Source organism: Sorangium sp. So ce1036, assembly GCF_051369805.1.
In the GTDB taxonomy this organism is placed as follows: Bacteria; Myxococcota_A; Polyangia; order Polyangiales; family Polyangiaceae; genus Sorangium; species Sorangium cellulosum_F.
Genome location: NZ_JBBMOX010000001.1, coordinates 4790687 through 4817107 on the forward strand (window position 1 = coordinate 4790687; position 26421 = coordinate 4817107).

At 71.2% G+C, this 26421-nt stretch carries 14 protein-coding genes; 8 read left to right on the forward strand and 6 right to left on the reverse strand.

The annotated features are described in order from the left end of the window. Positions 1–477: 477 nt before the first annotated feature. The 3 genes from WMF31_RS18015 to WMF31_RS18025 all read right to left on the reverse strand — a co-directional run bounded on the left by WMF31_RS18015 (position 478) and on the right by WMF31_RS18025 (position 3985). Complete coding sequence (locus tag WMF31_RS18015; protein ID WP_436603131.1) at positions 478–1350, reverse strand: DUF4351 domain-containing protein; 873 nt, start codon at positions 1348–1350, stop codon at positions 478–480. 164 nt (positions 1351–1514) lie between these two features. Beyond that, positions 1515–2534, reverse strand: a complete 1020-nt coding sequence (locus WMF31_RS18020) for a hypothetical protein (protein WP_436603132.1) — start codon at positions 2532–2534, stop codon at positions 1515–1517. A 200-nt stretch (positions 2535–2734) separates the two neighbouring features. After that, positions 2735–3985 (reverse strand): hypothetical protein, encoded by a 1251-nt coding sequence (locus tag WMF31_RS18025; protein WP_436603133.1) that lies wholly within the window; start codon positions 3983–3985, stop codon positions 2735–2737. On the opposite strand from WMF31_RS18025, the gene WMF31_RS18030 reads away from it, so the two are divergent. Continuing rightward, entirely contained in the window at positions 3979–4809 is an 831-nt protein-coding gene (locus WMF31_RS18030; protein WP_436603134.1) for a hypothetical protein, read from the forward strand. The genes WMF31_RS18025 and WMF31_RS18030 overlap by 7 nt on opposite strands. A gap of 81 nt (positions 4810–4890) precedes the next feature. Here the strand turns inward: WMF31_RS18030 and WMF31_RS18035 are convergent, their stop codons facing one another. Both WMF31_RS18035 and WMF31_RS18040 read right to left on the reverse strand, forming a co-directional pair. Further along, positions 4891–5862, reverse strand: a complete 972-nt coding sequence (locus WMF31_RS18035; RefSeq protein WP_436603135.1) for a bifunctional methylenetetrahydrofolate dehydrogenase/methenyltetrahydrofolate cyclohydrolase — start codon at positions 5860–5862, stop codon at positions 4891–4893. 227 nt (positions 5863–6089) lie between these two features. Beyond that, complete coding sequence (locus WMF31_RS18040) at positions 6090–6899, reverse strand: hypothetical protein (RefSeq protein WP_436603136.1); 810 nt, start codon at positions 6897–6899, stop codon at positions 6090–6092. Between the two features lie 745 nt (positions 6900–7644). On the opposite strand from WMF31_RS18040, the gene WMF31_RS18045 reads away from it, so the two are divergent. Continuing rightward, the gene (locus WMF31_RS18045) at positions 7645–12558 is read left to right on the forward strand and encodes an MG2 domain-containing protein (RefSeq protein WP_436603137.1); all 4914 of its coding nucleotides are present in this window, start codon (positions 7645–7647) and stop codon (positions 12556–12558) included. Between the two features lie 405 nt (positions 12559–12963). Then, the gene (locus WMF31_RS18050) at positions 12964–13551 is read left to right on the forward strand and encodes a type 1 glutamine amidotransferase domain-containing protein (protein WP_129348281.1); all 588 of its coding nucleotides are present in this window, start codon (positions 12964–12966) and stop codon (positions 13549–13551) included. A gap of 10 nt (positions 13552–13561) precedes the next feature. Here WMF31_RS18050 and WMF31_RS18055 read toward each other — a convergent pair whose 3' ends face one another. After that, a complete protein-coding gene (locus WMF31_RS18055) occupies positions 13562–14002 on the reverse strand; it encodes a VOC family protein (protein ID WP_436603138.1) in 441 nt (146 codons plus the stop codon). Between the two features lie 257 nt (positions 14003–14259). On the opposite strand from WMF31_RS18055, the gene WMF31_RS18060 reads away from it, so the two are divergent. From WMF31_RS18060 to WMF31_RS18080, 5 genes are all read left to right on the forward strand, one after another. Beyond that, positions 14260–19338, forward strand: a complete 5079-nt coding sequence (locus WMF31_RS18060; protein ID WP_436603139.1) for an AAA family ATPase — start codon at positions 14260–14262, stop codon at positions 19336–19338. 224 nt (positions 19339–19562) lie between these two features. Beyond that, on the forward strand, positions 19563–20594 hold the full coding sequence (locus tag WMF31_RS18065; protein WP_436603140.1) for a sugar-binding protein: 1032 nt from the start codon (positions 19563–19565) through the stop codon (positions 20592–20594). A 44-nt stretch (positions 20595–20638) separates the two neighbouring features. Then, positions 20639–22105: a sugar ABC transporter ATP-binding protein gene (locus WMF31_RS18070; protein ID WP_436606572.1), complete on the forward strand. Its 1467-nt coding sequence runs from the start codon at positions 20639–20641 to the stop codon at positions 22103–22105. Between the two features lie 49 nt (positions 22106–22154). After that, positions 22155–23282, forward strand: a complete 1128-nt coding sequence (locus WMF31_RS18075; RefSeq protein WP_436603141.1) for an ABC transporter permease — start codon at positions 22155–22157, stop codon at positions 23280–23282. 399 nt (positions 23283–23681) lie between these two features. Continuing rightward, positions 23682–26372 (forward strand): glycoside hydrolase family 15 protein, encoded by a 2691-nt coding sequence (locus WMF31_RS18080; RefSeq protein ID WP_436603142.1) that lies wholly within the window; start codon positions 23682–23684, stop codon positions 26370–26372. The last annotated feature ends 49 nt before the right edge of the window (positions 26373–26421 follow it).

A 26421-nucleotide genomic window follows, 5' to 3' on the forward strand; every position in this document is an offset into this window, starting at 1 on the left:
ATGCACTCTGATTCATGACCGCCACGTGCCCACGCCTGCATGCAGGACGGCAAACGATGCCGGATGCACGAGGAACGCGTAATGTTTCCCTCCACCGGAGAGCGGCTCGGGCTTCTCCGCCGAGGTCCAGTAGCTTACCAGGAGAACCGTCTCGACATCGGGTAAAGCAGACTGAATTCGCTCTCTGTCTTCATCCGAGAGGCGAGCGCGATCGAGGAAGCTCTTCGGCTCCGCAAAGACATCGCTCGCGCAATATGCCCACCCCGTTGCTTCTCCGTGCAACGGGTGCGATGCAACAGCCAGCAGAGCTCTCTGCGCTACCGATCGCGGGACGTTCATTGTTGTACCGAGGCACATGGGGCGCCTGATGTCGCAATGCGCTGTGACGCACGAGCTGTCTCCATGGTCCAGCATGCAGGTCGCGAGCGGCTGGGGCTCATCTTCGTATTCCATCGGATGAGCCGCATCTCTCGATCCTCAGCTCGGCTCGTCGAGCACTTCGGCAAGGGTCTTCGCGCTGAGCACGCGCTCGGCCCACTGCTCGAGCGTGGCGCTCTCGGCCTGCTCGAGCCGGGAGACGGCGGCCGCAGGCAGCTCACCGAAGCGAGCGCGCAGCTGCCGCAGCAGAATGGCGCGCTCTCCTTCCTGGCGGCCTTCCTGGCGGCCTTCCAGGCGGCCCTGCGCGACGTACTTCTTCGCGAAATCGCTCTGGTACTCGTAGCCCTTCATCATCGCCTCCAGCGCCCGGCGGGCCGCCTCGTTCACGGAATTTAGCACGAGATCGCCGTAGAACCTGGCCCTCTCGTCATCGAGCCCCCGGATCGCGGGCAGCGCGGCCGCCGCGATCGCCACGCCGTGCTCGCCCTGCCCGTGCGCCATGGCGGAGAGCACGGCCAGCTCGGGTCGGCGGGCGGCCTCCCCGGGGTCCGTCACGATCGGAACCGCCTCGCGCCCCAGCACCGGAGGGCACAGGACGAAGCCAGGGATTCCGGTCTCGATCGGCTCCCCGCACCACGCGGCGACGGCGGGATCGGGGGCGACGACGAGCAGCCCGACCGGACAGCGATGCGCGGCGCGCGCCCCCATCGCGTAGTCGGGCCAGCTGAAGCGCTTTCGCGGATCGACGCCGAGCTGGACCTCGACGATGAGCACCCAGATCGGGACGTCGCCGTCGAGCAGGAGGACGACCACGTCGGCGCGGTACTCGGCAGGCTGGATGTCGGTCAGATCGATCGAGGTGAGGCGCGCTCCGGTGTAAGCCGGCAGCGGGACGCCCAGCACATCGACGAGGATCTCGGCGGCGAGCGACGGGCGATTCTTGAAGAGATCCACGAGGATCTCGTGGGCCATGGAGGGCATCGCGCCGTTGCTCACACGGGGGCGCGCCGGCGGCCAAGTTCAGCGCATGCCGCCGGTCCGGCGACACGCGGACCGCGTGTCTGCCCGACGCTGTCGTTATCCACGCGGCCGGAGGTCGTCGCGTGTAATGCCTTGTTGAAGGAAACCGCCACCCGTCAGGAGAGCACTTCGGTGGCAGTCTTCGCCCCGAGGACGTTCTCGATCCAGCGGTCGAGGGTCGCGATGTCCGAGCATGCCTGGATGCGCGCGTGCTCGTCCTCGGTGAGCCCGATCCCTGCGCGCGCCAGCAGCCGCAGGAGGATTTCCCTCTTGCCCTCGAGCTTTCCCTCACGCACGCCCTCGACTTTTCCCTCACGCATGCCCTTGAGCTCGCCCTCACGCATGCCCTCGAGCTTTCCCTCACGCATGCCCTCGAGCTTTCCCTCACGCATGCCCTCGAGCTTTCCCTCACGCATGCCCTCGAGCTTGCCGCGATCGATGAGCCTCTGCACGAACGGGGGGAGAGTCGCCTCGCCTTCGATCTGCCGTTCCATGACCAACGCCTCCAGAGCCTGCTGCATGGGTTCGCGCAACCCGTCCCAGATGAGCTGAAAATAGACCATCGCGTGTTCCTGGTCGAGCCGGCCCAGGGCCGCGAGCGCCGCCTGGAGCACGGTGAGCCCGTTCGGCCCGTTGCCGTGCGCGACCGCCGACAGCACGGCGAGCTCGGCCTCCATTTCCGCTTCCGCGCCGGCAGGGTCGGTGATCTCGGGGACGACGGCCGGACCGAGCACCAGCGGCTTGACGGTGCCGAGGCCCAGGCCGAGGTCGATGCTCTCCGCCGCCCAGGCGGCCACGGCGGCGTCCGGCGCGACCACGAGGATGACCGTGGCGCAGCGCCTCCTGGCGCGCACGCCCGTGACGTACGTCGGCCACGAGAACTTCTTGTCCGGATCCACGTCGCGCTGGACCTCGAGGACGATCGCCAGCACGAGCGTGCCGTTCGCATCGCGCAGCTCGAGCACCAGGTCCGCGCGGAACTCCACCGGGATGAGCTGGTCGAGCGACGACTCGACCACCGCGACCGAGGCGTGCGGCGGCACCTCGACATGGAAGAGCGTCGCGAGCACGTGGGGCGCGAGCTCCGGGCGCTCACGGAACATCTCGACGAGGGCGCTATGCTCGAGCGTCGGCATGACTTCGGCCTTGAGCACGCCCCATACCGACGCGAATCGACGGGAGAACGCGGGGAGAGCTCCAGCTCAGCGGGTGGCGGCGCCATGGCGGAGGGGGGCGGCCCCCACTCCCCACGCCATGGTACGCCGGCCCAACGACCTGCGGCTCAGCCGCCGAGCGCAGTACGGCCGGCCGCTGCCGCTGGTTGGGTGACAACGTACTACCATCGCGCGAGCTCCCCATCACGCGTGTCCCCCGCCCACACCGGCGGAACGATGGATTCGATCGCCTCGAGGAGTGGCTGCTTCTTGTCCTGCCACGACAACCGGAGCGTCCTCGACGCTGGCCCGTCGAGATCGTATTCCCAGGGGTCGAATCGACCCCTTCCGCCGGTGCGCCGCGGGACGGCATCCGGCGGGCCCAGGGCGGTGAGCACATCGAGCCGGCGCGCGCCAAGGCGCAACGACGCGGCGCGCGCGGCGCGCTCCGGCAGCGGGACGCGTCCGCGGAGATCGGTCCCTCGGAGCCTCACGCACGTCGCGGGATACCCTGCGGGCGGGACTCCGAGGCGCCGCAGCGAAAGATGCACGATGGATCGGAGCCGGTGGCGGCTGATCTCGAGATCGATCGGGTTGGAGCCGCCGCCCATGACGCTGCTCACGTCCTCTACCGCCTCGAGCGCCTGAAGCGCAGGGATCGCCGAGCGCACCCCGAGGCTCCCCGCGACGAGCGCGGCGGCCCGGATGGGCGCGAGGCGCGGCTCCGTCAGGGCGTCCATCGGGCTCTCCGCCGCCTGCCGCAGCGTGTCCTCCACGAACGCGCGCTCGACGGCGTCGAGCGCGGAGGATCCCTCGCCCGCCGGGATCACCCGCCCCGTCGAAAGCTCGATGAGGATGCGACGACCCCAGAACGTGCGCAGGCAGAAATGGGCCCTCCCTTCCAGGCTCGGGTAGGTGACGAGAGAGAGGCCCGTCCAGTCGACGCCTGCCGTGGTGTATCGGGCGTGCGCGTCGATCTCGTCCCACGGGATCACGTCGCCGAAGAGCGCGACGCTGCTGAGGACGTCGCCGCTGTCGTCGAGAACGACGAAGCGGTGATCCTTCCACGTCGTCGTGTGGAGGACGGCGCGCCCGCCGTCGTCGAGGTACGCGAACGAGGGATGCAGCTCACCGGGGCTCGCGTCGCGGCGCCATACGAGGCGCGCTGGCGTTTCCTCGTAGAGCGCACGGGAGAACCGAGAACCTCGCGGGGCCCGTCGGCGTGATCTCGAGGCGATGCGTACCTCCGGGCGAGTGGACCGCGAAGCTGCTCGGGAGGCCGGCGGACATGAAAACAGGCTACCACGCGCGGCGCCCGGCCCTGCGCCAGCGCGCGAGCGATCGGAACCGGGGTTCAGTGCTGTACAAGCGTTCGAGCGGCGTGGTAAACACCTGAGCAGCTCTCGGCCCGGAGAAATCCGCTCCCATGTCAAGCAAGAAGCCTCCCCCGCAAAGCACCGCTGCGCAGGCCGCCGAGCTGGTCGCGCTGCTCGGCGCGACAGACCCCGCCGCGATGAACGAGCGCGCAGGGAGCGCGAAGCGACACTTCGAGCGCTCCCGCCGGCCGAAGCCCGCGCGACACGCCGCCGGGAAGCCCGAGGCCGCCGGGGCCGCCTCGAACCCGCCGCCGGGCGGCGCGGCGAGGGCGGCGGGCGGCGCGCGGGGCTACCTCCACGCCGAGCCGACGCGGTCGCCGGTGCTGAACGCGTTCCTGAACGAGCTCGGCGGAGCGAGAGGGGACCTCGTGTCGGTGGACGTCCATGTCTTCGACGAGCACACCCTCGCGCCGAGGCTCGTGGAGCTCGCCCGCAAGCGCGTGATCTCCATGCTGCTCGCCGCGGGCAAGCCCGATGTCGCGCTGGTGCTCGGGCAGATGCCGCCGATCGCCAACGAGCGCGCGGCGAGGCTCTTCATGAGACAGGCAGTCCACGTGGGCGGCGATCTCGGGGCCATCACGCGCGACTACGGCCGTCATCACCGGCGCTCGGGGGCGCCGGAGCACGACGATCAGCGCGCGGGCTGCATCATGGCCACCTTCGCCGGACGGCTGAACGCCATGGCGGAGCAGCTCCTCGGGCCGCACGTGCGCGCCGATGTGCGCGCCGAGCTGGCGCAGCTGACGACGCCGGGGGGCCCGCCCGCGCGGCGGCGGCGGGCGAGCGACCTCCGGAGGCCCCAGGGCGCCGGACAACTGGACGACGCCGCACCCCGAGCGCTCGACGCCGCGGGCTCGTCGAGACGACCGCGCGGCCGATGAGCCGTCGCCCCGCGGGCGCGGTCGCGTGACGCGCAGCGCATCACGCCGGCGCCGCCGCCATCGCGTGACGCGCAGCGCGCATCACGCCGGCGCCGACGTCTCTTCCACCTTCCCGCCCCCGTGCGTGTTCTTGTAGAGCCGCAGGCTGTTGCGGATCGCCATGGTCACGGTCATGGGGCCGACGCGGGGCACGAACACCTTCGCCTTGCTCAGGACATCGTCGCTGAAGTTCTTGAAGGTGGAGAAGTTGATGCACAGGGCGCCCTCGCGGATCTCCGCCGCCCGCACGTGGGGAAACTCGCGGGAGGGCACGCCGGTCACGACGATGTCGGCCTCCCGCAGGGCGGTCGCCCGGTCCACCGTCGTCTCCTTCGCCTCGTGCATCTCGCCGGATGCGCTGGGCGCGAAGAGCAGGGGACCGTCGATATCGAAGGAGGTCACGCGGGCCCCGTCGTGCGCCATCATGCACGCGAGCGGCCTGCCGACCACCTCGCTCCGGTTGAAGATGCACACGCTCCGCCCCTCGAGCGGCCGCTCCCCGGCGCCGAAGAAGCCCGCGGCCTCGACCAGCTTCAGCACGGCCAGCGGCGTGCAGGGCAGAATCGCCTTCCTGGTCCTGGCCGCGTCGAGGAACCGCAGATTCCCGTACAGGCAACGTGCCCAGAACGTGTGGAGCCCCTCGATGTCCTTTGACGGATCGACGGTGTCCCGGAGGTACGCGTCCTGCTCCGTGCCGAAGATCGGGTAATACACCATGATCCCGTGCACGCCCGGGTCGGCGTTCGCCGCGCGAATGGCCTCCTCGGCCGTGAGCCGCGTGGCGTGCCGGATCTCGAAGCGGACGCCCACGTCCTCGCACGCCTTGCGCGTGTACTCCGCGTAGGTGAACGAGGGGCCGTGATCCGCGGCGAGCACGCCGACCAGGACCAGGGGCTGGGACAGGGTGGCGAGCTCCGCGCGGATCTCGCGGCGGAACATCTCCGCCACGGCGGCCGGGTCGAGGACGCTGGCCGTGCGGGCGTCCGGGCTCGGCTGCGTGTTGTGCGGGTCCATTCTGGGGCGGAGACGAGCACGCGCGAGCATCGCTGTCAAGTGAGGGTCTCCCGAGCTCACCAGGGGAATCCCTTCTCCCGACGAGCGGGGCCGAGGCGGGGGCGCGGCGCGCCGGGGCTCACCGGAGGGGCTGGAGTGCAGGCGAGCCACAGAAGGGGCTCGCCGGAACGCAAGCCCCGGAGGTGAGCCCCCGCGCGCCGCGCCCCCGCCTCGGTCGCGCCCCCGCCTCAGCCGCGCGGGGAGCGTCGCCGCTCGGCGCCGGCCTCGTTGCCGCTGCCGACGGGCTGGACGGCGCGGCTGTCGGTCGCCTCCGCGGGGCCGCCGGTCGCGGGCACCCCGAGGAACGCGCCGCTCTTGTCGCGCAGCTCGTCGACGAAGTCCGGCCCGAACATCTCCTCCGGTGTGTCGCCGTCGAGCCCGCCCATGCCCGAGAGCCCTTCCAGGTCGGTGAGCTTGTCGTCCTCGAGCCTGGGCGCGGGGCGCGACCGGAGGATGTCGTCGCGCGCCACGGTCAGCGCGACCACGTCCTCGCGCAGGATGTCGATCCACGACGCGGGGAAATCGGCCCTGGCGCCCGCCGGGCCGCGCACGCGCAGCCGCGAGATGTCATTGCCCGGATCGTTCGCGCCGATGCCCACGAGCTGCACCTCGGCCTGGTCGGTGGTCATCACGCGCGTCTCGGGGCCGAGCTCGATGGTGTCCGTCGAGAGCCCCAGCGCCTCGTCGAGCTCTTGCCGCCGCTCGGGCGGCTGCGGGACGCGCGAGGTGTCGACTCGCCCCTGCGCGAGGGAGCTCGTCCGACCCTCGTAGTACCGGGGCAGCACCGCGAGCTCGTCCCGGCCCGGTCGCAGGCGGAGGGCGCCTCCCGTCGTGCCCTGCACGAGGTCCATCGAGACGAGCAGCTCCTCGCTCGCGAACGGAGCGCGGAGCACCACATGGGTCAAGACACCCCGCTCCCGGTCCACGAGGACCCGGTCGAGCACGCCGGCCTCCAGGCCGTCGTCGGCGACCACGGGCATGTCGAAGTCGAGTTGCATGGTTCCCTCCCCGGACCGCGCGCCTCGCGCTCGATCGAGACCTGAGGCGAGCGGGCGCCGATGTCCAGGGGAGCCACGGAGTCTTTGCGACGAGCGGCCGGCGGCGAGCGATCCGCGGATTGAGGAGCGCGCCTGTATCCGGGCAGTCCCATCCGGAGGAACGGATTTCGCGCGGAGGAGTCCCTTGCCATCGATGCGCGCGGAGTCGATTTCCCTCTCCGCGATCCGCCGTTCATCATCCACCTCCCGTCGCCTGCCTCCGGCCCTCTGATGTCCCCTCATCCGCCTCCGCCCTTCGCCATCCCCCATCCGTCATCCATCTCCCATCATCCGTCCTCCGTCTCCCGTCTTCCGTCTGCGTCCGCGTCCGCGTGCGCGCTCATCCCGTCCGCGTCTCTCGTCATACGCTCCTGCACCCGTCCGCGGATTCGTGATCGTGGGTATGCTCAATGCGTTCGAGCACGAGGACGTGCACGGGATGAGCGAGCACGCGCACGCGGAGGCCAGACGGAAGACGGTGGACCGAACACGGAGGGGGCCACGCTCCCCGCACCAGCCCGCCCTCGGCGCAGCATGGCACACTTCCCTGTGCCATCCCGCCGGCGATCTCCGCCAATTCTCGCTATTCCCTGCCTGGTACGATCGATGCATTTCACGCCCCGGCCGCTGGAGTGTGCCAGCGCCTTCCGCGGAGACCACGACCATGCGCAACCGCTTCTTTGCCTTTCGACGACCCTGGAGCTCAATGGGCCTCCTGGCCGTGCTGGCGCTCGCCGGCGCCATCTCGGGGGCTTGCTCCTCCGACTCGGAGTCCCCGCCGACAACGACGGAGCACGGCCGACCCGACCAGCCGGAGAACGGCACGATCGCGGTCGATGAGGCCGCGCTCCGGGGCGCGATCGAGGACGACGACCTGCGGCTCCAGATCCCGGTGCGCAACCTCACCCGGGCGGCGACGCGCGGCCGCCTGCGCGTCACGCTCGTCGACCTCGACGCGAACGCGGAGCGCGGCGCGACCGAGGTCGAGATCGAGCTCGCGGGCTCGGCCTCGGCGACCGCGGAGGCGCGCCTTCCAGCGCCGCCCGTGGACGGGCAGCCGGCGCTCGCGCGGTACCTCGTCCGCATCGAGGACGGCTCGGAGCACGGGCTGGTCGTGTCGCGGAGCCTGCTCCGCGCCATCCCGCCGTACGAGGTGCAGCTCGAAGGGCCGTCCCGCGTGGTGCGAGGGCGCGCCGCGAGCTACCGCGTGCGCGCCACGGACGTCTTCACGCACCAGCCCGTGCCCGAGGTCGACGTCCAGCTCGCGGTCGGCGAGGGCGACGCGGCGCGGCGGCTCCAGGGGACGACCGACGACCTGGGCGCCGCGGTGTTCGAGGTGGAGACCGACGCGCTCGGCGCGCACCCCGTGACCGCGCGCGCGCTCGCCTTCGGGGTGAGCGCCGCGATCGACGACAGCATCACCGTCGAGGGCCCCGGCCCGAAGCTGCTCCTCACCACCGACAAGCCGCTCTACAAGCCCGGGCAGACGATCCACCTCCGCGCGCTCTCGCTCGAGCGGGGGAACAACGCGCCGATCGCCGGCGAGGAGATCACGTTCGAGGTCGAGGACGGCAAGGGCAACAAGATCTTCAAGAAGCCCGTCGCGACCGACGCGTTCGGCGTCGCCTCCACGACCTTCCGCATCGGCTCCATCGTGAACGTCGGGGAGTTCAAGGTGCGCGTCGTGAGCGGCGAGACCACGACGGAGAAGGTCGTCACCGTGGGGCAGTACGCGCTGCCGAAGTTCGACGTCGCGATCAAGACCGACAGGCCGTGGTACCGCGCGGGCGAGACGGTGACCGGCACCGTCGACGCGCGGTATTTCTTCGGCAAGGACGTCGCCGGCGGCGCCGTGACCATCGAGGCGGCGTCGCTCGACGTCGGTCAGACGACGTTCCAGCGCATCATGGGCGAGCTCGACGCCGAGGGGCACTACGGGTTCAGCCTGACCCTGCCGCCGAGCCTCGCGGGCCTGCCGCTGGAGCAGGGCGACGCCGCGGTGACGCTCTCGGTCACCGTCAAGGACACGGCGGGGCAGGAGGTCACCAAGGCGATCCCGGTGAAGGTCTCCGCGGACGGGGCCTCCCTCGTGCTCGTGCCCGAGGCGCGCGAGCTGGTCCGCGGCGTCCCGAACACGCTCCTGCTCTTCGTCACCGACCCGCTCGGGGCGCCCCTCGCCGACACGGACGCGGTGATCGTCGCGCCGGACGGCTCGGAGCTCTCCGCGCGCACGGACGCCTTCGGGCAGGCCGCGGTGAGCTTCACGCCGCCCCTCGGCGCCACGGCCGACGCCTCGTTCTCGGTGCGGGTCACGGTCGACGGCCGCGCCGTCGAGCGGCAGTTCGCGTTCGCGGCGCAGCAGGGCAAGGAGCAGCTCATCGTCCGCACCGACCGCGCCGTGTACGAGACCGGCGAGACGATCGAGGTCGCCATCGAGTCCACCGAGGAGACGGGCAGCGTCTATGTCGACTGGCTGAACGACGGCCAGGCCGTGGACATGCGCTCGCTCGAGCTCGTGGACGGGCGCGCCACCTTCAGCATGCCGGTCGACGCCGAGCTGCTCGGGAGCAACCGGGTCGAGGCCTACCTGGTCGACGACGACGGCAACCTGGTCCGCTCCGGCCGCACGGTCTTCGCGCGGGGCGACTCCTCGCTCCACATCGAGGTCGACGCGGACAAGCCCCTGTACGCGCCGGGAGAGACGGCGACGCTGCGGCTCTCGGTCAAGGACGACGCGGGCCAGCCGAAGGTCGCCGCGCTCGGCCTGCAGGTGGTGGATCAGGCCGTCTTCGCGCTGGTCGACGCCCAGCCCGGGCTGCTGCGCACCTACTTCGAGCTCGAGGACGAGTTCGCCAAGCCCACCTACCAGATCCGCGGCCCGTCCGCGAACCTCCAGGACCTCCTGTTCAGCGCGACCGCGAGCGAGGACCCGGAGCAGGCCGAGGCCGCGCAGCGCACGACCCAGGCCACGCTCGCCGCGCTCGCCGGCACGTCGCTCACCGGCCTGCAGGCGCGCTCCTGGCCCACCGTGCTGCGCGAGGTGAGCGCCGAGCTCACGCCGTTCTACGAGCGCCAGAAGGGCGAGCTCGTGCCCGTGCTCAGGGCCGCCACGGAGCGGGCCATGCAGGATCTCCGGCGGCTCGGCTGCGAGCCGAGCCAGTATTACTGCGAAGAGGAACAGGGCTCGTTCGTCGATCTGCTCGGGCGCCGGGTCTACGACGGCCTCCGCGCCTACGACGTGTGGGGCAACCCCTACCGCGTGAGCGCCAACTGGAACGGGTTCACGGTGCGGACGTCCGGGCCTGACGAGCTCTCGGAGACCGTCGATGACGGGAGCTTCTCGGCCACGTTCGCCGAGCTCGGGGTCGCCGGGCTCGAGGCGATGCCGGTGCCTGAAGCCGGCTGGGACGCCGCCGACGGGGGGTGGCCAGGCGCGGTGGCGACCGGCGGAACGGGCACGGGATCCGGCGGCGCGGGGATGGATCCCGGCGGCGCCGGCGGCGGTGACGGCGCGCCGCGCGTCCGGCGCGAGTTCCCCGAGACCCTCTACGTCAACCCGAGCGTCATCACGAGCTCCGACGGCACGGCGACGATCAGCATCCCGCTCGCGGACAGCATCACCGAGTGGCGGCTCTCGGCCCTGGCCAACTCCGCGGACGGCAAGCTCGGCGGGGTGCAGAGCGGGTTCAAGGTGTTCCAGGACTTCTTCGTCGACGTGAACTTCCCGGCGACGCTCACGCGCGGCGATGAGGTCGAGTTCCCGATCGCGGTCTACAACTACCTGGAGACGCCGCAGACGGTCGATCTCAGCCTGGAGCCCGGGAGCTGGTACACGCCGCTCGGCGCGACCTCCACCCAGGTGGACCTCCAGCCGGGCGAGGTGCGCGGCGTGCGCTTCCCGGTGCGCGTGGACAGCGTGGGCGTCAACGCGCTCACGGTCACGGCGCGGGGCGGCCAGGGCGCCGACGCCGTGGCGCGCACCGTGCGCGTGGTCCCGGACGGCAAGCCGTTCGCCGAGAGCCGGTCGGGCATGCTCGATCCGGGCAGCGAGAGCCACGTCGCGTCGTTCCCCGAGGGCGCGGTCCCCGGCTCGAACCAGCTCTATCTCGAGGTCTATCCCGCGTTCCTGTCGCAGGTCGTGAGCGGCATGGACAGCATGCTCCAGGTGCCGTCCGGCTGCTTCGAGCAGACCACCTCGACGACCTGGCCCAACGTGCTCGTCACGCAGTACATGAAGCAGACGGGCCAGATCACGCCGGAGATCGAGGTGAAGGCCGAGTCGCTGATCTCGGCGGGGTACCAGCGGCTGCTCACCTTCGAGCACCCGGGCGGCGGCTTCTCGTGGTTCGGCGAGCAGGACGGGCACCCCTATCTGTCGGTCACGGCGTTCGGCGTCATGGAGTTCGCCGACATGATCAAGGTCCACCCGGTGGACGAGGCGATGCTCGCGCGGACCGTGGCCTGGCTCGCGGGGCAGCAGAAGCCCGACGGGACGTGGGAGGGCGATCAGACCGAGTTCTTCAGCTTCCACACGGGCACGCTCCGCAACACCGCCTTCGTGCTCTGGGCGCTCGCGAGCGCGGGGTACACGGGGCCCGAGGTCGCGACGGGGCTCGGGTACCTGGGCCGGTCGGTCCAGCCGGCGACGGACGACCTGTACACGCTGGCCATCGTGGCCAACGCCCTCGCGGTGGCCGATCCCTCGGGCGGGCTGACGGCGACGGTGCTCGACGCGCTGGACGATCGCAAGTCGGCCGAGGGCGACGCGTTCTTCTGGGACGACGGCGGGACGCAGACCACGTTCTACGAGATCGGCGGCGACGCCAGGGTCACGACCACCGCGCTCGCCGCCCACGCGCTGCTCGCGGCCGGCGTTCACCGGGCGAGCGCCGACGGCGGCGTGAAGTTCCTGACCGGGGCCAAGGACCCCAATGGCAACTTCGGCTCGACGCAGGCGACGATCTGGAGCCTGCGCACGCTGCTGCTCGCGGCGAGCAAGGGGACCGAGGGCGCCACGGGGTCGCTCACCGTGGTGGTCGACGGCGAGGAGGCGGGCGTGGTCTCGCTGCGCGACGATCAGGCCGACGTGATGACGACCGTCGATCTCACGCACCTCGCGGCGACCGGGGATCACGAGATCACGCTCTCGTTCGCGGGGGAGGGGAAGCTCAGCTACAACCTGGTGAGCCGCCACAACCTGCCGTGGACCGCGGTCCAGGGCGACGGGGGAGGGCCGCTCGCGGTCAGCGTGAGCTACGACAAGACCGAGCTCTACGTGAACGACACGGTGACGGCGTCGGTGGAGGTCCAGAACACGACGCAATCGGCGCAGAACATGATCCTCGTGACCGTCGGGCTCCCGCCCGGGTTCCAGCTCCTGACCGAGGATCTCCAGCAGTACATCGCCGCGGGGCAGCTCTCGAGGTTCGAGATGACGGGCAAGCAGCTCATCCTGTACGTGAAGGAGCTCCCCGCGGGCGGCGCGGCCACCTTCAATTACCGGCTGCAGGCGACCATGCCGGTCAAGGCGGAGGACGGCGGCGCGGAGGTGCACCCGTACTACCAGCCGGATCAGCAGGGCTTCGCCGGCGCGCAGACCCTGGCCGTGCTGGGGGAGTGAGCGGCCGAGGGGGGGAGCGCCGGCCGCCGGAGCGCGGCCGGCGCGCGCGCCGATGGAGCTGGATGCGCGCGACGATGCGGGCCTCCTCGCGCAGGCTCTCGGCGATCTCGGGCGCCGCGGCGAGCTCCGGGGGCAGCCGCTTGATGGCCACGATGCGCGAGAAGCCCGCCTCGCCCACGAGCCGGCCGAGGTGCACGGAAGCCATCCCGCCGGAGGCGATCGGACCGCGAAGCAGGTACCGACCCACGCGCCTGGGCTGCGACGGCTCCGACGACATGCCCGCGCGATGATCCACGACGCCTCAGGCCGCCGCCGCCCGGACGGCCCCGCCGGGCGAGCTCGCGCGGTCCGGCGCGCTTGCGCGCGCGCCCCGGGGCACAAGCTTCCGCGCGGAGGCCGGTCACCATGGCACGCGTTGCATTTCTCGTGGATGAGATGTTCGAAGACTCGGAATTTCGGGTTCCGTACGATCGCGTGAGGAGCGCCGGGCACGAGGCCGTCCTCGTGGGCCTCGCCGCGGGCAAGGAGCTCGTGGGGAAGCGAGGCAAGGAGACGATCAGGACCGAGCGGGCGGCCGAGGACGTCTCGGAGGACGACTTCGATGCGGTCGTGATCCCCGGGGGCTACTCGCCGGACCACGTGCGCACGAGCACGGCCGCGGTCGGTCTGGTCCGGAACGCCTTCAACCAGGGCAAGCCGGTGGCGGCCATCTGCCATGCCGGGTGGGTGCTCGCGGAGGCCGACATCGCCGACGGGCGGACGCTCACGTCGTGGCCGTCCATCAAGACGGATCTCCTGAACGCCGGAGCGCGCTGGGTCGATCGCGAGGTGGTCGAGGACGGCAACCTCATCACGTCGCGCAAGCCGGACGACCTGCCGGCCTTCTGCGACGCGCTCCTCGGCCAGCTCGAGCGCGGCGCCCCCGCCCGCGCGGAGCCCGCGACCGCGCCCGAGGGCACGGCGCAAGAGCCCGCGCCCGGCCGCGCTGCCTAGAAGCGCCCGGTCAGACCGGGACGAGCGGGCCCGGCTCCACGAAGCAGAGGCGGTAGCCGTCGGGATCGGTGACGAGGACCTCCCGCGTGTGCCACGGCTGGTCGCGCGGGCCGTCCACGGCGGCGCCGGCCGCCGCGGCGCGCGCGGCGATGGTCTCGATGCCGAGGTCGCCGGCGGCGCTGAAGCAGACGATGACCCCGAGGCCGCGCGGCCCGGCCAGCGCGACCCCGGGCGGCGTCGCGACGAGGAAGACGTCGGCGTACCGCGCCCAGCGCAGGTGGACGAACACCGGATCCTGGTGGACGCGGGCGAAGCCGAGCAGCCCGTAGAACGAGGCGGAGCGCTCGGCGTCGGCGACGAGGAGCTTGACGTAGGCAGGCATCAGGTACCGGGCGTCGTCGCTGGACATGATCTCCGGGGCGAGGGTGTTCCGCGTCGGGCTGGATGACAAGGCGCGAGCGGGTGGGGCCCGTCCGCACCCCGGCCTCCGCGGCCAGCGCCGCCCTCGCCTGCGCCCGCGGCCAGCGTCGCCCTCGCCTGCGCCCGCGTCCAGCGCCGCCCTCGCCTCCACTCCACCGGGGGCCGGCCCGCGCTCGCCCCCCCGGGATCTCGGCTGCAATTCACCGGAGCGCGCATCCTGTGATAATGCTGCACTTTCGGCGCAGACAGCCGTCCGGGGCGGAGCAGCCGATGACCTGGCGAGGTGCGATGGCTCACTTGTCTTACGCGGTGGGGAAGCAGATCTACAGCGATGCTTGCGTCGCGGTCTTCGAAGGTCACTGGGGCGCCGAGAGACGGCCCGCGGTCATCAAGATCCTGAAGAGCGAGTTCCCGAGCGCGCGTGAGCTCGCGTCGATCCGGCACGAGTACAACGTCCTCCGCGAGCTCGACATCCAGGGGGTGGTCAAGCCCTGCGGGCTCGTGAAGCACAGGAACGGGCTCGCCCTCGTGCTCGAGCGGCCGGGCGGCCGGACGCTCCACGACCTCTTGCGCGAAGGCGGGCTCGGGATCAGGGCGGCCCTCTCGATCGCCCTCGCCGCCGCCCGCGTCCTCGACGGCATCCACCGCCGCAAGGTGATTCACAAGGACATCAAGCCGCACAACCTCCTCGTCGACCCCGAGGGGCCGACTGTCCACTTCTTCGGCTTCGGCATCGCCACGCTCCTCCCGCAGGAGACGCAGCAGGCGATCAGCCCCGAGGCGCTCGAGGGCACGCTCGCGTACATGTCGCCCGAGCAGACCGGCCGGATGAACCGCGTCATCGACCGCCGCTCCGACCTCTACTCGTTCGGCGTGACCCTCTACGAGATGCTCACCGGCGCCCTGCCGTTCTCCGGGAGCGAGCCGATGGATCTCATCCACGGCCACATCGCGAGGACGCCCGCGCCGCCCCACGAGCGCGCGCCGGAGGTGCCCGAGCAGGTCTCCCGGATCGTCATGAAGCTCCTGGCCAAGAACGCCGAGGACCGCTACCAGAGCGCCGCCGGGCTCTCCGCCGACCTCGAGGAGTGCCTCGCTCGGCTCGACGCCTCCGGCGCGGTGGGGCCGTTCGCGCTCGGGCAGCGCGACACCCCGGACACGCTGCGCATCCCGCAGAAGCTCTACGGCCGCGCCGCGGAGGAGCGCGCGCTGCTCGACGCCTTCGAGCGCGCCGCCGAGGGCGCGGGCGAGCTGCTGCTCGTGTCCGGGTACTCGGGCATGGGCAAGTCCGCCCTGGTGAACGACATCCACAAGGCGATCGCCCAGCGGGGGGGCTACTTCACCGCGGGCAAGTTCGAGCAGCTCAACCGCGGCGTCCCGTACGCCTCGGTCGCGCGCGCCTTCCGCGAGCTCATCCGCCACATCGTCACCGAGCGGCCGGAGCGGCTCGCGCGCTGGAGCGCGGAGCTCCGGCGCGCCCTCGGGAGCAGCGGCCAGCTCCTCGTCGATCTCGTCCCCGAGCTCGAGTGGATCATCGGCCCGCAGCCGCCTGTCCAGCCGCTCGGGCCGGCGGAGTCGCAGGGCCGCTTTCACGCGCTCTTCAAGGCGTTCGTCCGCGTCTTCGCGGCGGCCGAGCACCCGCTCGTCCTCTTCCTGGACGACCTGCAATGGGCCGATCCGGCCTCGCTCAAGCTGCTGGAGGTCCTGGCCGCCGACCCGGAGCGCGCCCACCTGCTCGTGATCGGCGCCTACCGCGACAACGAGGTGGACGCGGCGCACCCGCTCCGCCTCGCGCTCGCCGCCATCGAGAAGGCGGGCGCGCCGCTCCGCGAGATCGCGCTCAGGCCGCTCGCCCTCCCCGACGTGACGGCGCTCCTCTCCGACGCGCTCTCCGCGGCCCCGGACCGCGTCGAGCCGCTCGCGCGCGTGGTGTTCGAGCGGACCCAGAACAACCCCTTCTTCGTCCGGCAGTTTTTGGGCGCGCTCCACGCCGAGGGCATGCTCCGCTTCGACGCGGGCGCGTGGACGTGGGATCTCGAGCGGATCCGGCGCCGCTCGGCGACCGACAACGTGGTCGAGTTCATGGCCCGCAAGATGCGGGAGCTCGACCCCGCGCTCGTGCGCGTCATGCGCCTCGCGGCGTGCGTCGGGCACCAGTTCGACCTCCGCACGCTGGCGGTCATCGACGAGCGGCCGCCGCACGAGACCGTGGCCGCGCTGTGGAAGGTCCTGCAAGAGGGGCTGATCGCGCCCCTCTCCACCGAGTACCGCCTCGCGCACGCGAGCGACGCCGACGCGCGGAGCGCCCTCGACTTCCGCGCTCGCTACTGCTTCGTGCACGACCGCATCCAGCAGGCGGCCTACTCGCTCATCGGCGAGGACCAGCGGCGCGCGGTCCACCTGCGCATCGGGCGGCTCATGCTCGCGAGCAGCGAGGGCGCCGCGCGCGACGAGGCGATCTTCGATATCGTGAACCACTTCAACATCGCCGCGCCCCTCGTGCGGTCCGCGGAGGAGCGGGCGGAGGCCGCCGCGCTGAACCTCGCCGCCGGCAGGAAGGCCAGGGCGGCCACGGCCTACGAGGCCGCCGCGGGCTACTTCCGGGCGGGGATGGATCTCCTGCCCGGCGGCGGCTTCGACGAGCACTACGACCTCGCCCTCGCGCTCCACCGGGAGCGGGCAGAGGTCGAGTCCCTGTGCGGCGCCTTCGACGAGGCCGAGCGGCTCGCCGCCGCGGCGCTCGCGCGCGCCCGGACCGCCATGGACAAGGTCTCGATCCTCCTCGTCCAGGCGAACCAGTACCTGCTCCAGTGGCGCAACCACGAGGCGACGCTGGTCCAGAAGGCCGGCCTCCGGCTGCTCGGGTGCCCGATCCCCGAGGCGAAGGACGAGGTCGCCGCGATGCTCGAGCGGGAGCTCCAGGCGGTGCCCGTCCTCCTCGCGGGCCGGAGCATCGAGGAGCTCGCCGACGCCCCGAGGATGACGAGCCCGGAGCCCCCGGTGATGCTCGAGCTCCTCCAGAACCTGTTCTTCGGGGCCTACAACTCCAGCGATCAGACGCTCGCCAACCTCGCCATCGTCAAGATGGTGACGATCTCCCTGCAGCACGGCAATTGTGACATGTCCGCCTTCGGGTACGTCGCCTACGGGATGGTGGTGGGCCCGCTGCTCGGCGAGTACAGGACGGCCTACCGGTTCGGCAGGATGGCCATCGAGCTGGCCGACCGGCTCGACAACCTCGTGCTCCGGGCCAAGACGTACCACATCTTCTCCGCGGACGTTCATAGCTGGACACAGCACCTCAGGCGGGCCGATCCCTATTACGACCGGGTCTACGAGCTCGGGCTCCAGGCCGGCGACTGGACGGCCATGGGATACACCATCAGCCAGAGCGGCTCGGACCGGCTCACCTACGGGATGCCCCTCGCGGAGCTGTCGAAGCTGACCGAGGTGCACCTCGCGTTCCTGAAGCGCGCCAGGAGCCACGACATCATCGATATCCTCCTCGCGGGCGTGATCCAGCCGATGCGGTGCCTGCAGGGGCTCACGAGGAGCCGACTCAGCTTCGATGACGAGGCGTTCAGCGAGGCGTCCTACGCGGAGAGGCACGGCGGCTCGCCCTACCACATGGGGTGGCTCCATCACGCCAAGATCCGGAATGCGTACCTGTTCGGCGACAGGGCGAGCTTCCCCGAGCTCATGCCGAAGCTCGCCGTCGTCGAGGGCGCCTTGCCCACGCACGCGAAGGTCCCCGACGCGACGTTCTACGCGGCGCTCATGCGGATCGCGGTCCTGGAGGGCGCCGGCCCCGCCGAGCGGCGCGAGCACGAGGCGCACCTCGAGCGGCTCCTGGAGCGGATGAGGCGCTGGGCCGACAGCGGGCCGGAGAACGTCCAGCACAGGCTCCTCCTGCTGCTCGCCGAGCGGGCCCGCGTCGAGCGGCGGGTCGCGGAGGCGATGGACCTCTACGAGCAGGCGATCGAGGCCGCGCGCCAGCAGGACTACATCCAGCACCAGGCCCTCGGGAACGAGCTGTACGGCAGGTTCTGGCTCGCCCAGGGGAGGACCGAGTTCGCGATGATGTTCCTGCGCAAGGCGGTCTATCTGTACGACCGCTGGGGCGCGCGCGGAAAGGTGGACGCCCTCCGCGAGGAGCACGCGGCGCTCCGCGCCTCGCCCCAGGGCGGGCCGGAGGCGCCGGACGGCCTGCCCTCCACGACGGGCACCGCCCTCGGGGGGCCCGCCGCGGACGAGGTCTGCGATCTCGCCACCGTCCTCCGGACCGCGCAGGCGATCTCGAGCGAGATCGTGCTCGACAAGGTCCTCGAGCAGGTGCTGCGGAGCGTGCTGAAGAGCGCGGGGGCGACCCGGGGGTTCCTGATCCTCGCGCGCGGCGAGGCGCTGCGGGTCGAGGCGACCATCTCGGCCGATCCGGACGCCGTGAGCCTCGGCCTCTCCACGCCGATGGACGAGCGGCTCGATCTGGCCCGCCCGGTCGTGCACTACGTGGCGCGCTCGCGCGAGCCGGTCGTGATCGGGCGCGCGGAGGACGACCCGCGCCTCGCCGGCGATCCTCACGTGCGCTCGCGCCGGCCGAAGTCCATCCTGGGCCTGCCGCTGCTCCACCAGGGGCGGCTCCGCGGCGTCCTGTACCTGGAGAACCACCTCGCCGAGCACGCCTTCACCAGGGGCCGGATCGAGCTGCTCAGGCTCCTGTCGTCGCAGGCCGCGGCCGCGCTGGAGAACGCGCTGCTCTACGCGAACCTGGAGGCCGCGAGCGCCGCGCTCCGGCAGGCGAACGAGCGGCTGGAGGGGGAGGTCAAGCAGCGCACCGAGGAGCTGTCGCAGGCGAACGCGCGCCTCTCCGCGCAGAGCGAGGAGCTCTCGGAGGCCAACCTGCGCCTCGTGCACGAGCTCCGCGAGCGCGAGCGCGCCGAGCAGGACCGCCTCGCCCTGCAAGAGGAGGTGATCCGCTTCCAGCGGGAGAAGATCTCGGAGCTCTCGACGCCGCTCGTCCCCATCACGAGGGACGTCATGGTCATGCCGCTCATCGGCACGCTCGACGAGGAGCGCGCGCAGGAGGTGCTGGAGACGCTGCTCGCGGGCGCGACGAGGACCAGCGCCCGGGTCGTCATCATCGACGTCACCGGGATCAAGGAGGTCGACCAGCGCGTGGCGAACGCCCTGATCAACGCCGCCAACGCGCTCCGGCTGCTCGGGGCCCAGGCCGTGCTCACCGGCATCCGCGGCGAGGTCGCGCGGGCGCTCGTCGGGCTCGACGTCGATCTCGAGCGCATCGTCATCCGCGGGACCTTGCAGAGCGGGATCGCCTACGCGGTCGGGCGCGCGGGCGCGGCGTTCGCGTGAGGGCGCGCAGCGACAACGGAGGATACGGCGGCGACGAGGGGGCCGGATATGTCCTGGTCGGTGCTGAATCGTGTGGACAGCTACACCGTGGGCGGCGCATGATGGGGGCGCGATTCAGGCAGGGGGTTTTGCTGCATCGCGCGCCGCACGGGCTTACGCGCTGTTCCGATGGACCGGCAAGGGTGGTTTGCGCGCGGCGGGCTCCCGGCAGGAGGGGAGAGGTCATGGTGAAGAGCATCGGTCGGTTCATCGCGGGCGCCTGCGTGGCGGCGGCGCTCGGCGCGCTGGGCTGCAACAGCAACGGCAGCAGTGGGGCGCCGGGGGCGGGGGCCAGGCCGAGGCTCGCCTACATCACGAACGGCGTCGCGCCGTTCTGGACCATCGCCGAGAAGGGCGTGCTCGACGGGGCCAAGGAGCACAACGTCGATGTGAGCGTCGTGATGCCCAGCGACGTCAACGACCAGATGCACCGGGTCGAGGACCTCTTGATCCGCGGCGTCGACGGCATCGCGATCAGCCCGATCGACGCGGAGAACCAGGTCCCGCTCCTCAACAAGGCGGCCGCCAAGACCAAGCTCATCACGCAGGATTCGGACGCTCCGAAGAGCGACCGGATCGTGTATATCGGCATCGACAACTACGTCGCTGGCCGGATGGCGGGGGAGCTCGTCAAGGAGGCCATCCCGGGCGGCGGGAAGGTGGCCATCTTCGTGGGGCGGCTCGAGGGGGACAACGCCCGCAAGCGCCGGCAGGGCGTCCTCGACGAGCTGCTCGATCGCCCGGACACGAGCGCCGGAATGGACCCCCTGGGCCAGGAGATCAAGGGCGAGAAGTACACCGTCGTCGCGACCCTGACCGACCAGATCGACGCCGCCAAGGCCAAGAGCAACGCCGAGGACATGATGCTGGCGCACCCCGACCTCGTGGGGCTCATCGGCCTGAACGCGTACCACACGCCGGCGCTCCTGGAGGCGCTCAAGCAGTCGGGGAAGCTGGGAAAGATCCAGGTGGTCGGCTTCGACGAGCAGGACGCGACGCTGCAGGCGATCAAGGACGGTCAGACCGTCGGCACGGTGGTGCAGAACCCGTACATGTACGGCAAGGAGTCGGTGCGCGTGCTCGCGGCGCTCGTGCGGGGCGACACCTCCGTGGTCCCGGAGAACCGGTTCATCTCGCTGCCGGCGCGGAAGATCCAGAAGGGCAACCTGGAGCCGTTCTGGGCCGATCTGAAGGCGAAGACCGCGAAGCCCGAGTGATCGCCCGGGCCGGCCTGCCCCCGCTGCTCGAGGCCCGCGGCCTCATGAAGCGCTTCCCCGGCGTGCTCGCGCTCGACGACGTGCGCCTCGCGCTCGGCCGCGGCGAGGTGCTCGGCATCGTCGGCGAGAACGGGGCGGGCAAGAGCACGCTCATGAAGATCCTCGCCGGCGTCGAGGCGCCCGACGCGGGGGGCCTCTTCCTCGACGGGCAGCCGGTCCGGTTCGGCTCGGTGAAGGAGGCGCTCGCCCGCGGGATCGCGCTGATCCACCAGGAGCTGAACCTGGCGGACAACCTCGACATCGCGGCCAACCTCTTCCTCGGCCGGGAGCCGCGGCGGGGCGGCCTCATCGACGAGGGGCGGATGGAGCGGGAGGCGCGGGCGCTCCTCGCGCAGGTCGGGCTCGAGCGCTCGCCGCGGGCGCTCGTCGAGCGCCTCTCCCTCGGGCAGCGGCACCTCGTGGAGATCGCGAAGGCGCTCTCGGCGAACGCCCGGGTGCTCATCATGGATGAGCCCACGTCGTGCCTGACCCCGCACGAGGTCGAGCGCCTCTTCCGGGTCGTCGGGGAGCTGCGCGCGAACGGCATCAGCGTCGTGTACATCTCTCACCGCCTCGGCGAGGTGCAGGCGCTGTGCGACCGCGTCCTCGTGCTGCGCGACGGCGCGAACGCGGGCGAGCTGAAGCGCGAGGAGATCTCCCACGATCGCATGGTGAGGCTCATGGTGGGCCGCGATCTGTCGCAGTTCTATCCGCACGTGCCCCACCCGCCGGGCGAGCCGATGCTCGCGGCCGTCGGCCTGAGGACGCCGAGGCACCCCGGGCACGCGCTGACCTTCACGGTCCGCGCCGGGGAGATCGTCGGCGTGGCGGGGCTGCTCGGCGCGGGGCGCTCGTCGCTCCTGAGGACGCTGTTCGGCGTCACGCCTCCGGTCTCCGGCGAGGTCCGCGTGGCCGGGCGCGGGATCGCCTTGCGCACGCCGCGCGACGCCATGGCCGCCGGGATGGGCCTCGTCCCGGAGGACCGGCAGCAGCAGGGCGTCATCCTGGAGATGGCCGTGAGGCACAACCTGAGCCTCCCGACGCTGCGCCGGGCGCAGCGCCACGGGGTGCTCGACCGGCGGGGCGAGGCCCGGATCTCGGCGCGGATGGTCCGCGAGCTCGACGTGAAGACGCCGAGCGACGCGCAGCCGGTGCAGCACCTCTCCGGGGGGAACCAGCAGAAGGTGGCCATCGGCAAGTGGCTCGCGATGTCGCCGCGCGTGCTCCTGATGGACGAGCCGACCCGCGGCGTCGACGTCGGCGCGAAATACGAGATCTACGAGCTGATGGAGCGGCTGGCGGCGGGCGGCATGGCCATCCTGTTCGTCTCCAGCGACATGGACGAGGTGATGGGGATGTCCGACCGGGCGCTGGTGATGCACGAGGGGCGCATCGCCGGAGAGCTCGGCCGCGCGGCGCTGAGCGAGGAGGCGATCCTGCGGCTCGCGACCGGCGGCGAGGCCGCGGCGTGACGAGGAGCCCGCGGGATCGAGGCAGGAGCGGAGCGTGAGGAGCGAGCCCTTGGCGACGAGATCGGAACCCCGGACGCGCGGCGCGGCGTCGCTCTTGCCCGAGGGGCGGCGGAAGGTCGTCGGCGTCTTCTGGCTGCTCGTGGCCGTGTCCCTGGCCACGGCGCTCCTGAACCCAAGGTTCCTCCTCGCCGAGAACATCGAGAACCTGATCCGGCGCACGGCGCTGTTCGGCATCCTCGGCATCGGCGCGAGCTTCGTCATCATCACGGGGGGCATCGATCTGTCGATCGGCTCGGTCGTGGCGCTCGCCGGCTGCATGCTGCCCTGGCTGCTCGCGGCCGAGCACTGGCCGCCCGCCGTGGCGGTGCCGGCGCTGCTCGGCGCGTCGGTGCTCATCGGGCTCGCGCACGGGGTGCTCGTCACGAAGCTCCGGCTGCAGCCGTTCGTGGTCACGCTCTGCGGGCTCCTGCTTTACCGGGGCACGGCGCGCGGGATCTCGGGGGATCAGACCCAGGGGTTCGGCGTGGGGTTCGAGTCGCTGCGTTACCTGGCGGTCGGCAGCCCGTTCTCGGTCCCGGTGCCGTTCCTGTCGTGGATCGCCGAGGGGCAGCTCAGCCCGTACGCGGTGCACCCGTTCACCGGCGTGAAGACGCGCCTGGACGTGATCACGTGGATCGACGTGCCGATGCCGTTCTTGCTCTTCCTCGCGATCGCGCTCGCGGCGTCGGTGTTCCTGAACCGGACCATTTACGGCCGTTACCTGATGGCGCTCGGCCGGAACGAGCAGGCGGCGCGCTACAGCGGGGTCGACACCGACGCGATGACGATCCTGGCTTACGTCATCTGCTCGGTGCTGGCGTGCTTCGGGGGCATGCTGTTCACGCTCGAGGTCAACTCGGCCCAGCCGGTCGATTTCGGCAATTTCTACGAGCTCTACGCGATCGCGGCCGCGGTGCTAGGCGGCGTGAGCCTGCGCGGCGGCGAGGGGTCGGTGGCGGGGGTGGTGCTCGGGACCGCGCTGATGCAGGTGCTGCGCAATGCCATCAACATGCTGGGGGTCCCGACGCAGATCGAGTTTGCGGTGATCGGGGCGGTGATCCTGATCGGGGTCGTTGCGGATGAGGTGGTCCGACGGTACTCCGCCGCGAGGAAGGTCCGGCTGCTTCAGAGCGATTGATCAAACGTTTACGTGGACGTCTGAGCGTTCATCACATCCCGCCTAACCTCGCGAAATTACTCGTATTTGCCCTGAGGGCAAAGTCCAATAATTTCGAGGGCTTGAGCGAGATGTGACGGATGATGAGACGTTCAGGTCCACGTTTGCGGGGGGGCCGCGGCAGCGATCGCGGCGGGATCCCGAGCCCCCGTGATGGCGCGCGTGGCGCCCGAGGGGAGGGGAGGCGCGCCTGCGTGCTACGCTGGAGGAGCGCCTGCGATCCATGCGCGGCGGGGGGCGAGCAGGTCGCGCGGGGCCCGACCCACGGGCCGGCCGCGTCATGCAAATAGCTATCGAAATCGATGACTTACAAGGGTCGCGCGGATCTCTGCATCGGGCGCTTCCAGGAGGTGAGACGTGATGGTGAAGCGATGTTCATGGGCCGCCAACCTCGTTCCCCTTGCGCTGGGGCTCGCGGGCTGCGTCGCCGGCACGGAGAGTGCCACGCTCGGGGAGGCGGTCAGCGCTCCTGAAGACGGCGACTCGGACCCCGGGAACGACCTGAGGTTCGTCGGGGGCGCCGCCGAGGCAGGGGCCCCCCCGGTGTGGGCGCCCGCCCAGAAGTCGTTCCTCGGTACCTCCGTGAGCGCGGCCTCCAGGGTCTACTTCACCGGATACCGGGGGATCGTGTCCGAGGTGTTCTACCCCGTGCTCGACACGGTCAACACCGTCGATCTGCAGTTCCTCGTGGGAGATTCCGCCAAGACGTTCGTCGACGAGGAGAAGCTCCAGACCTACTCCGTCGCCCAGCCGGACAAGCGATCCATGCGGTGGCAGGTGACCACCACCAACGCCGACCATCACTGGCGGATCACCAAGAACATCTTCTCCGATCCCGGTCGCAACACGCTGATCCAGTGCGTGACGTTCGAGGCGCTCGGCGACAAGAACCTCGGCCACTTCAACCTCTATCTCCTGCACAACCCGTCGATGGACAACTCAGGTGCGGGCGACACGTCCAGGACGCTGAGCCTGACCGCGGGCGGGCGCAAGATGCTGGTCGCCTCGCAGGACAGCCGCGCCTCGGCGCTGGCCACGTCGCTGCCCTGGAGGACGGCGAGCGACGGCGCGGCGATGGTGTCGAACGGCTTCGTCGGCGAGACCGACGGCTGGACCGATCTGCTCGGCGGCGGCGCCGACAGGACCATGGACCTTCGCAGCGACGTGGCGAGCGGCGGCAACGTGGCGCAGATGGGCTGGATCGATCTCGGGACCAGCACCGCCAAGAGCGCCTCGTTCACCGTGGTGCTCGGCTTCGGCGCCACCGAGACCGAGGCGATGACCACCGCGAGCGCGACCCTCGGCGACGCCGTGGCCAGCCTGAGCGCCGCCTACGACAGCGGATGGCACGGCTACACGAGCGCGCTGAGCACCCAGGGCGGCACCGCCGACGACCAGTATTACCTCGCGGCCATGTCGCTGAAGTCGATCCAGGACAAATCCAACGGGGCCATGATCGCCGGCATGGGCACGCCGTGGGGCGAGACCAGCGGCGACAGCAACAGCGGCGGCTATCACCTGGTCTGGCCGCGCGATCTGTTCAAGTTCGCCAGCGCGCTGGTGACGGCCGGAGACACCCAGACCGCGACCTCGGTCGTCAACTACCTCTTCAACACGCTCCAGCAGACGAGCGACTGCGGGGTCGCCGAGTACGACGCGCCCGGCTGCCCCCAGGGCTACAGCCGCGTCGGCCGCTTCCCGCAGAACGCCTGGGTCAGCGGCTGGCCGTACTGGCAGGGCACGCAGATGGACGAGCAGGCGATGCCGATCGTCCTCGCGTGGCGCCTCGGCCCGTCGGTGTACGGCCCGCTGTGGCCGAAGATCAAGCAGACCGCCGACTACATCCTGGAGGTCGGCCCGTGGACCCAGCAGGAGCGCTGGGAGGAGAACTCGGGCTACTCGCCGTCGACCATCGCCGCGGAGATCGCCGGCCTCGTGTGCGCCGCGACCATCGCCCGCGCGAGCGGCGACACCGCGAGCGCCGCCCGCTACCTGGCCGCGGCCGACACCTGGCAGCAGCGCGTCGACCGCTGGACGTTCACCACCACCGGCTATCACGGCAACGGCAGGTATTACCTGCGCATCAACCCGTCGGTGCGTGTCAACAGCGGCGACGGGCCCGGGCGGTATGACCCGGTGTCCGGGCCGGACGCCGCGATCACCGTCACCCTCGGCAACGGCGGCGGCACGCACGACCAGCGCTACATCGTCGACGGCGGGTTCCTCGAGCTCGTGCGGATGGGCGTGAAGCGGCCGGACGACCCGTCGATCCTCGATACGCTGCCGGAGTACGACGCCATCCTGAAGCGGACCCTCAGCGGAAAGGGCGACGCCTGGTTTCGTTACAACTACGACGGGTATGGCGAGAAGAACGACGGCAGCAACTACGACGGCACCGGCCGCGGCCGGCTGTGGCCCATCTTCACCGCCGAGCGCGGCATGTTCACGATCGCCAGCACGGGCGTCGGCAGCGACGGCATCCCCTTCCTGACCGCGGTCAAGGCGTTCTCGACGCCGGAGGGCTTCATCCCCGAGCAGGTCTGGAACGCGTCGACGAACGTCACCGGCTGGGTCGTCGATACGCCGCCGACCGTCACGCCGGGCACCCCCACGGGGTCGATGAACCCCCTCAACTGGGCGATGGGCGAGTACATCAGCCTGCTCGCGTCGATCCAGGCGGGCAAGGTCGTCGACATCCCGTCGGTGGTCTGCGACCGCTACGACGCCTGCGTCGTGCCGCCCGCGGCCGGCGAGGTCGGCGTCGCCCTCCACGTGACCGCGAGCACCGTGGTTGGGCAGCACGTGTACGTGACCGGCAACACCGCGGCGCTGGGCAACTGGAACACCGATCTCGGCATCCCGGTCGATCCGCGCAGCTACCCGGTGTGGACGAACCGCGTCAACCTGCCGGCCAGCGCCGGCATCCAGTACAAGTATTATCGGAAGGAGAACGGCGAGGTGACCTGGGAGAGCCTGCCGAACGGCGGCAATCGCGCGCTGACCACGCCGTCGAGCGGCACGGTCACCCTCAACGACACGGTGATCTGGTAACGCGGCCCGGGCAGACCGGGGCGACCCGAGCGGGGCGCCGCCCAGGTCC

Excerpts from the sequence above, each read along its gene's own strand:
- WMF31_RS18035 (WP_436603135.1), bottom strand. The coding sequence starts at position 5,862 with ATGGACCCGCACAACACGCAGCCGAGCCCGGACGCCCGCACGGCCAGC.
- WMF31_RS18020 (WP_436603132.1), bottom strand. The coding sequence starts at position 2,534 with ATGCCGACGCTCGAGCATAGCGCCCTCGTCGAGATGTTCCGTGAGCGC.
- WMF31_RS18070 (WP_436606572.1), top strand. The coding sequence starts at position 20,639 with ATGAAGCGCTTCCCCGGCGTGCTCGCGCTCGACGACGTGCGCCTCGCG.
- WMF31_RS18030 (WP_436603134.1), top strand. The coding sequence starts at position 3,979 with ATGTCAAGCAAGAAGCCTCCCCCGCAAAGCACCGCTGCGCAGGCCGCC.
- WMF31_RS18065 (WP_436603140.1), top strand. The coding sequence starts at position 19,563 with ATGGTGAAGAGCATCGGTCGGTTCATCGCGGGCGCCTGCGTGGCGGCG.
- WMF31_RS18050 (WP_129348281.1), top strand. The coding sequence starts at position 12,964 with ATGGCACGCGTTGCATTTCTCGTGGATGAGATGTTCGAAGACTCGGAA.
- WMF31_RS18080 (WP_436603142.1), top strand. The coding sequence starts at position 23,682 with ATGGTGAAGCGATGTTCATGGGCCGCCAACCTCGTTCCCCTTGCGCTG.
- WMF31_RS18045 (WP_436603137.1), top strand. The coding sequence starts at position 7,645 with ATGGGCCTCCTGGCCGTGCTGGCGCTCGCCGGCGCCATCTCGGGGGCT.
- WMF31_RS18040 (WP_436603136.1), bottom strand. The coding sequence starts at position 6,899 with ATGCAACTCGACTTCGACATGCCCGTGGTCGCCGACGACGGCCTGGAG.
- WMF31_RS18015 (WP_436603131.1), bottom strand. The coding sequence starts at position 1,350 with ATGGCCCACGAGATCCTCGTGGATCTCTTCAAGAATCGCCCGTCGCTC.
- WMF31_RS18060 (WP_436603139.1), top strand. The coding sequence starts at position 14,260 with ATGGCTCACTTGTCTTACGCGGTGGGGAAGCAGATCTACAGCGATGCT.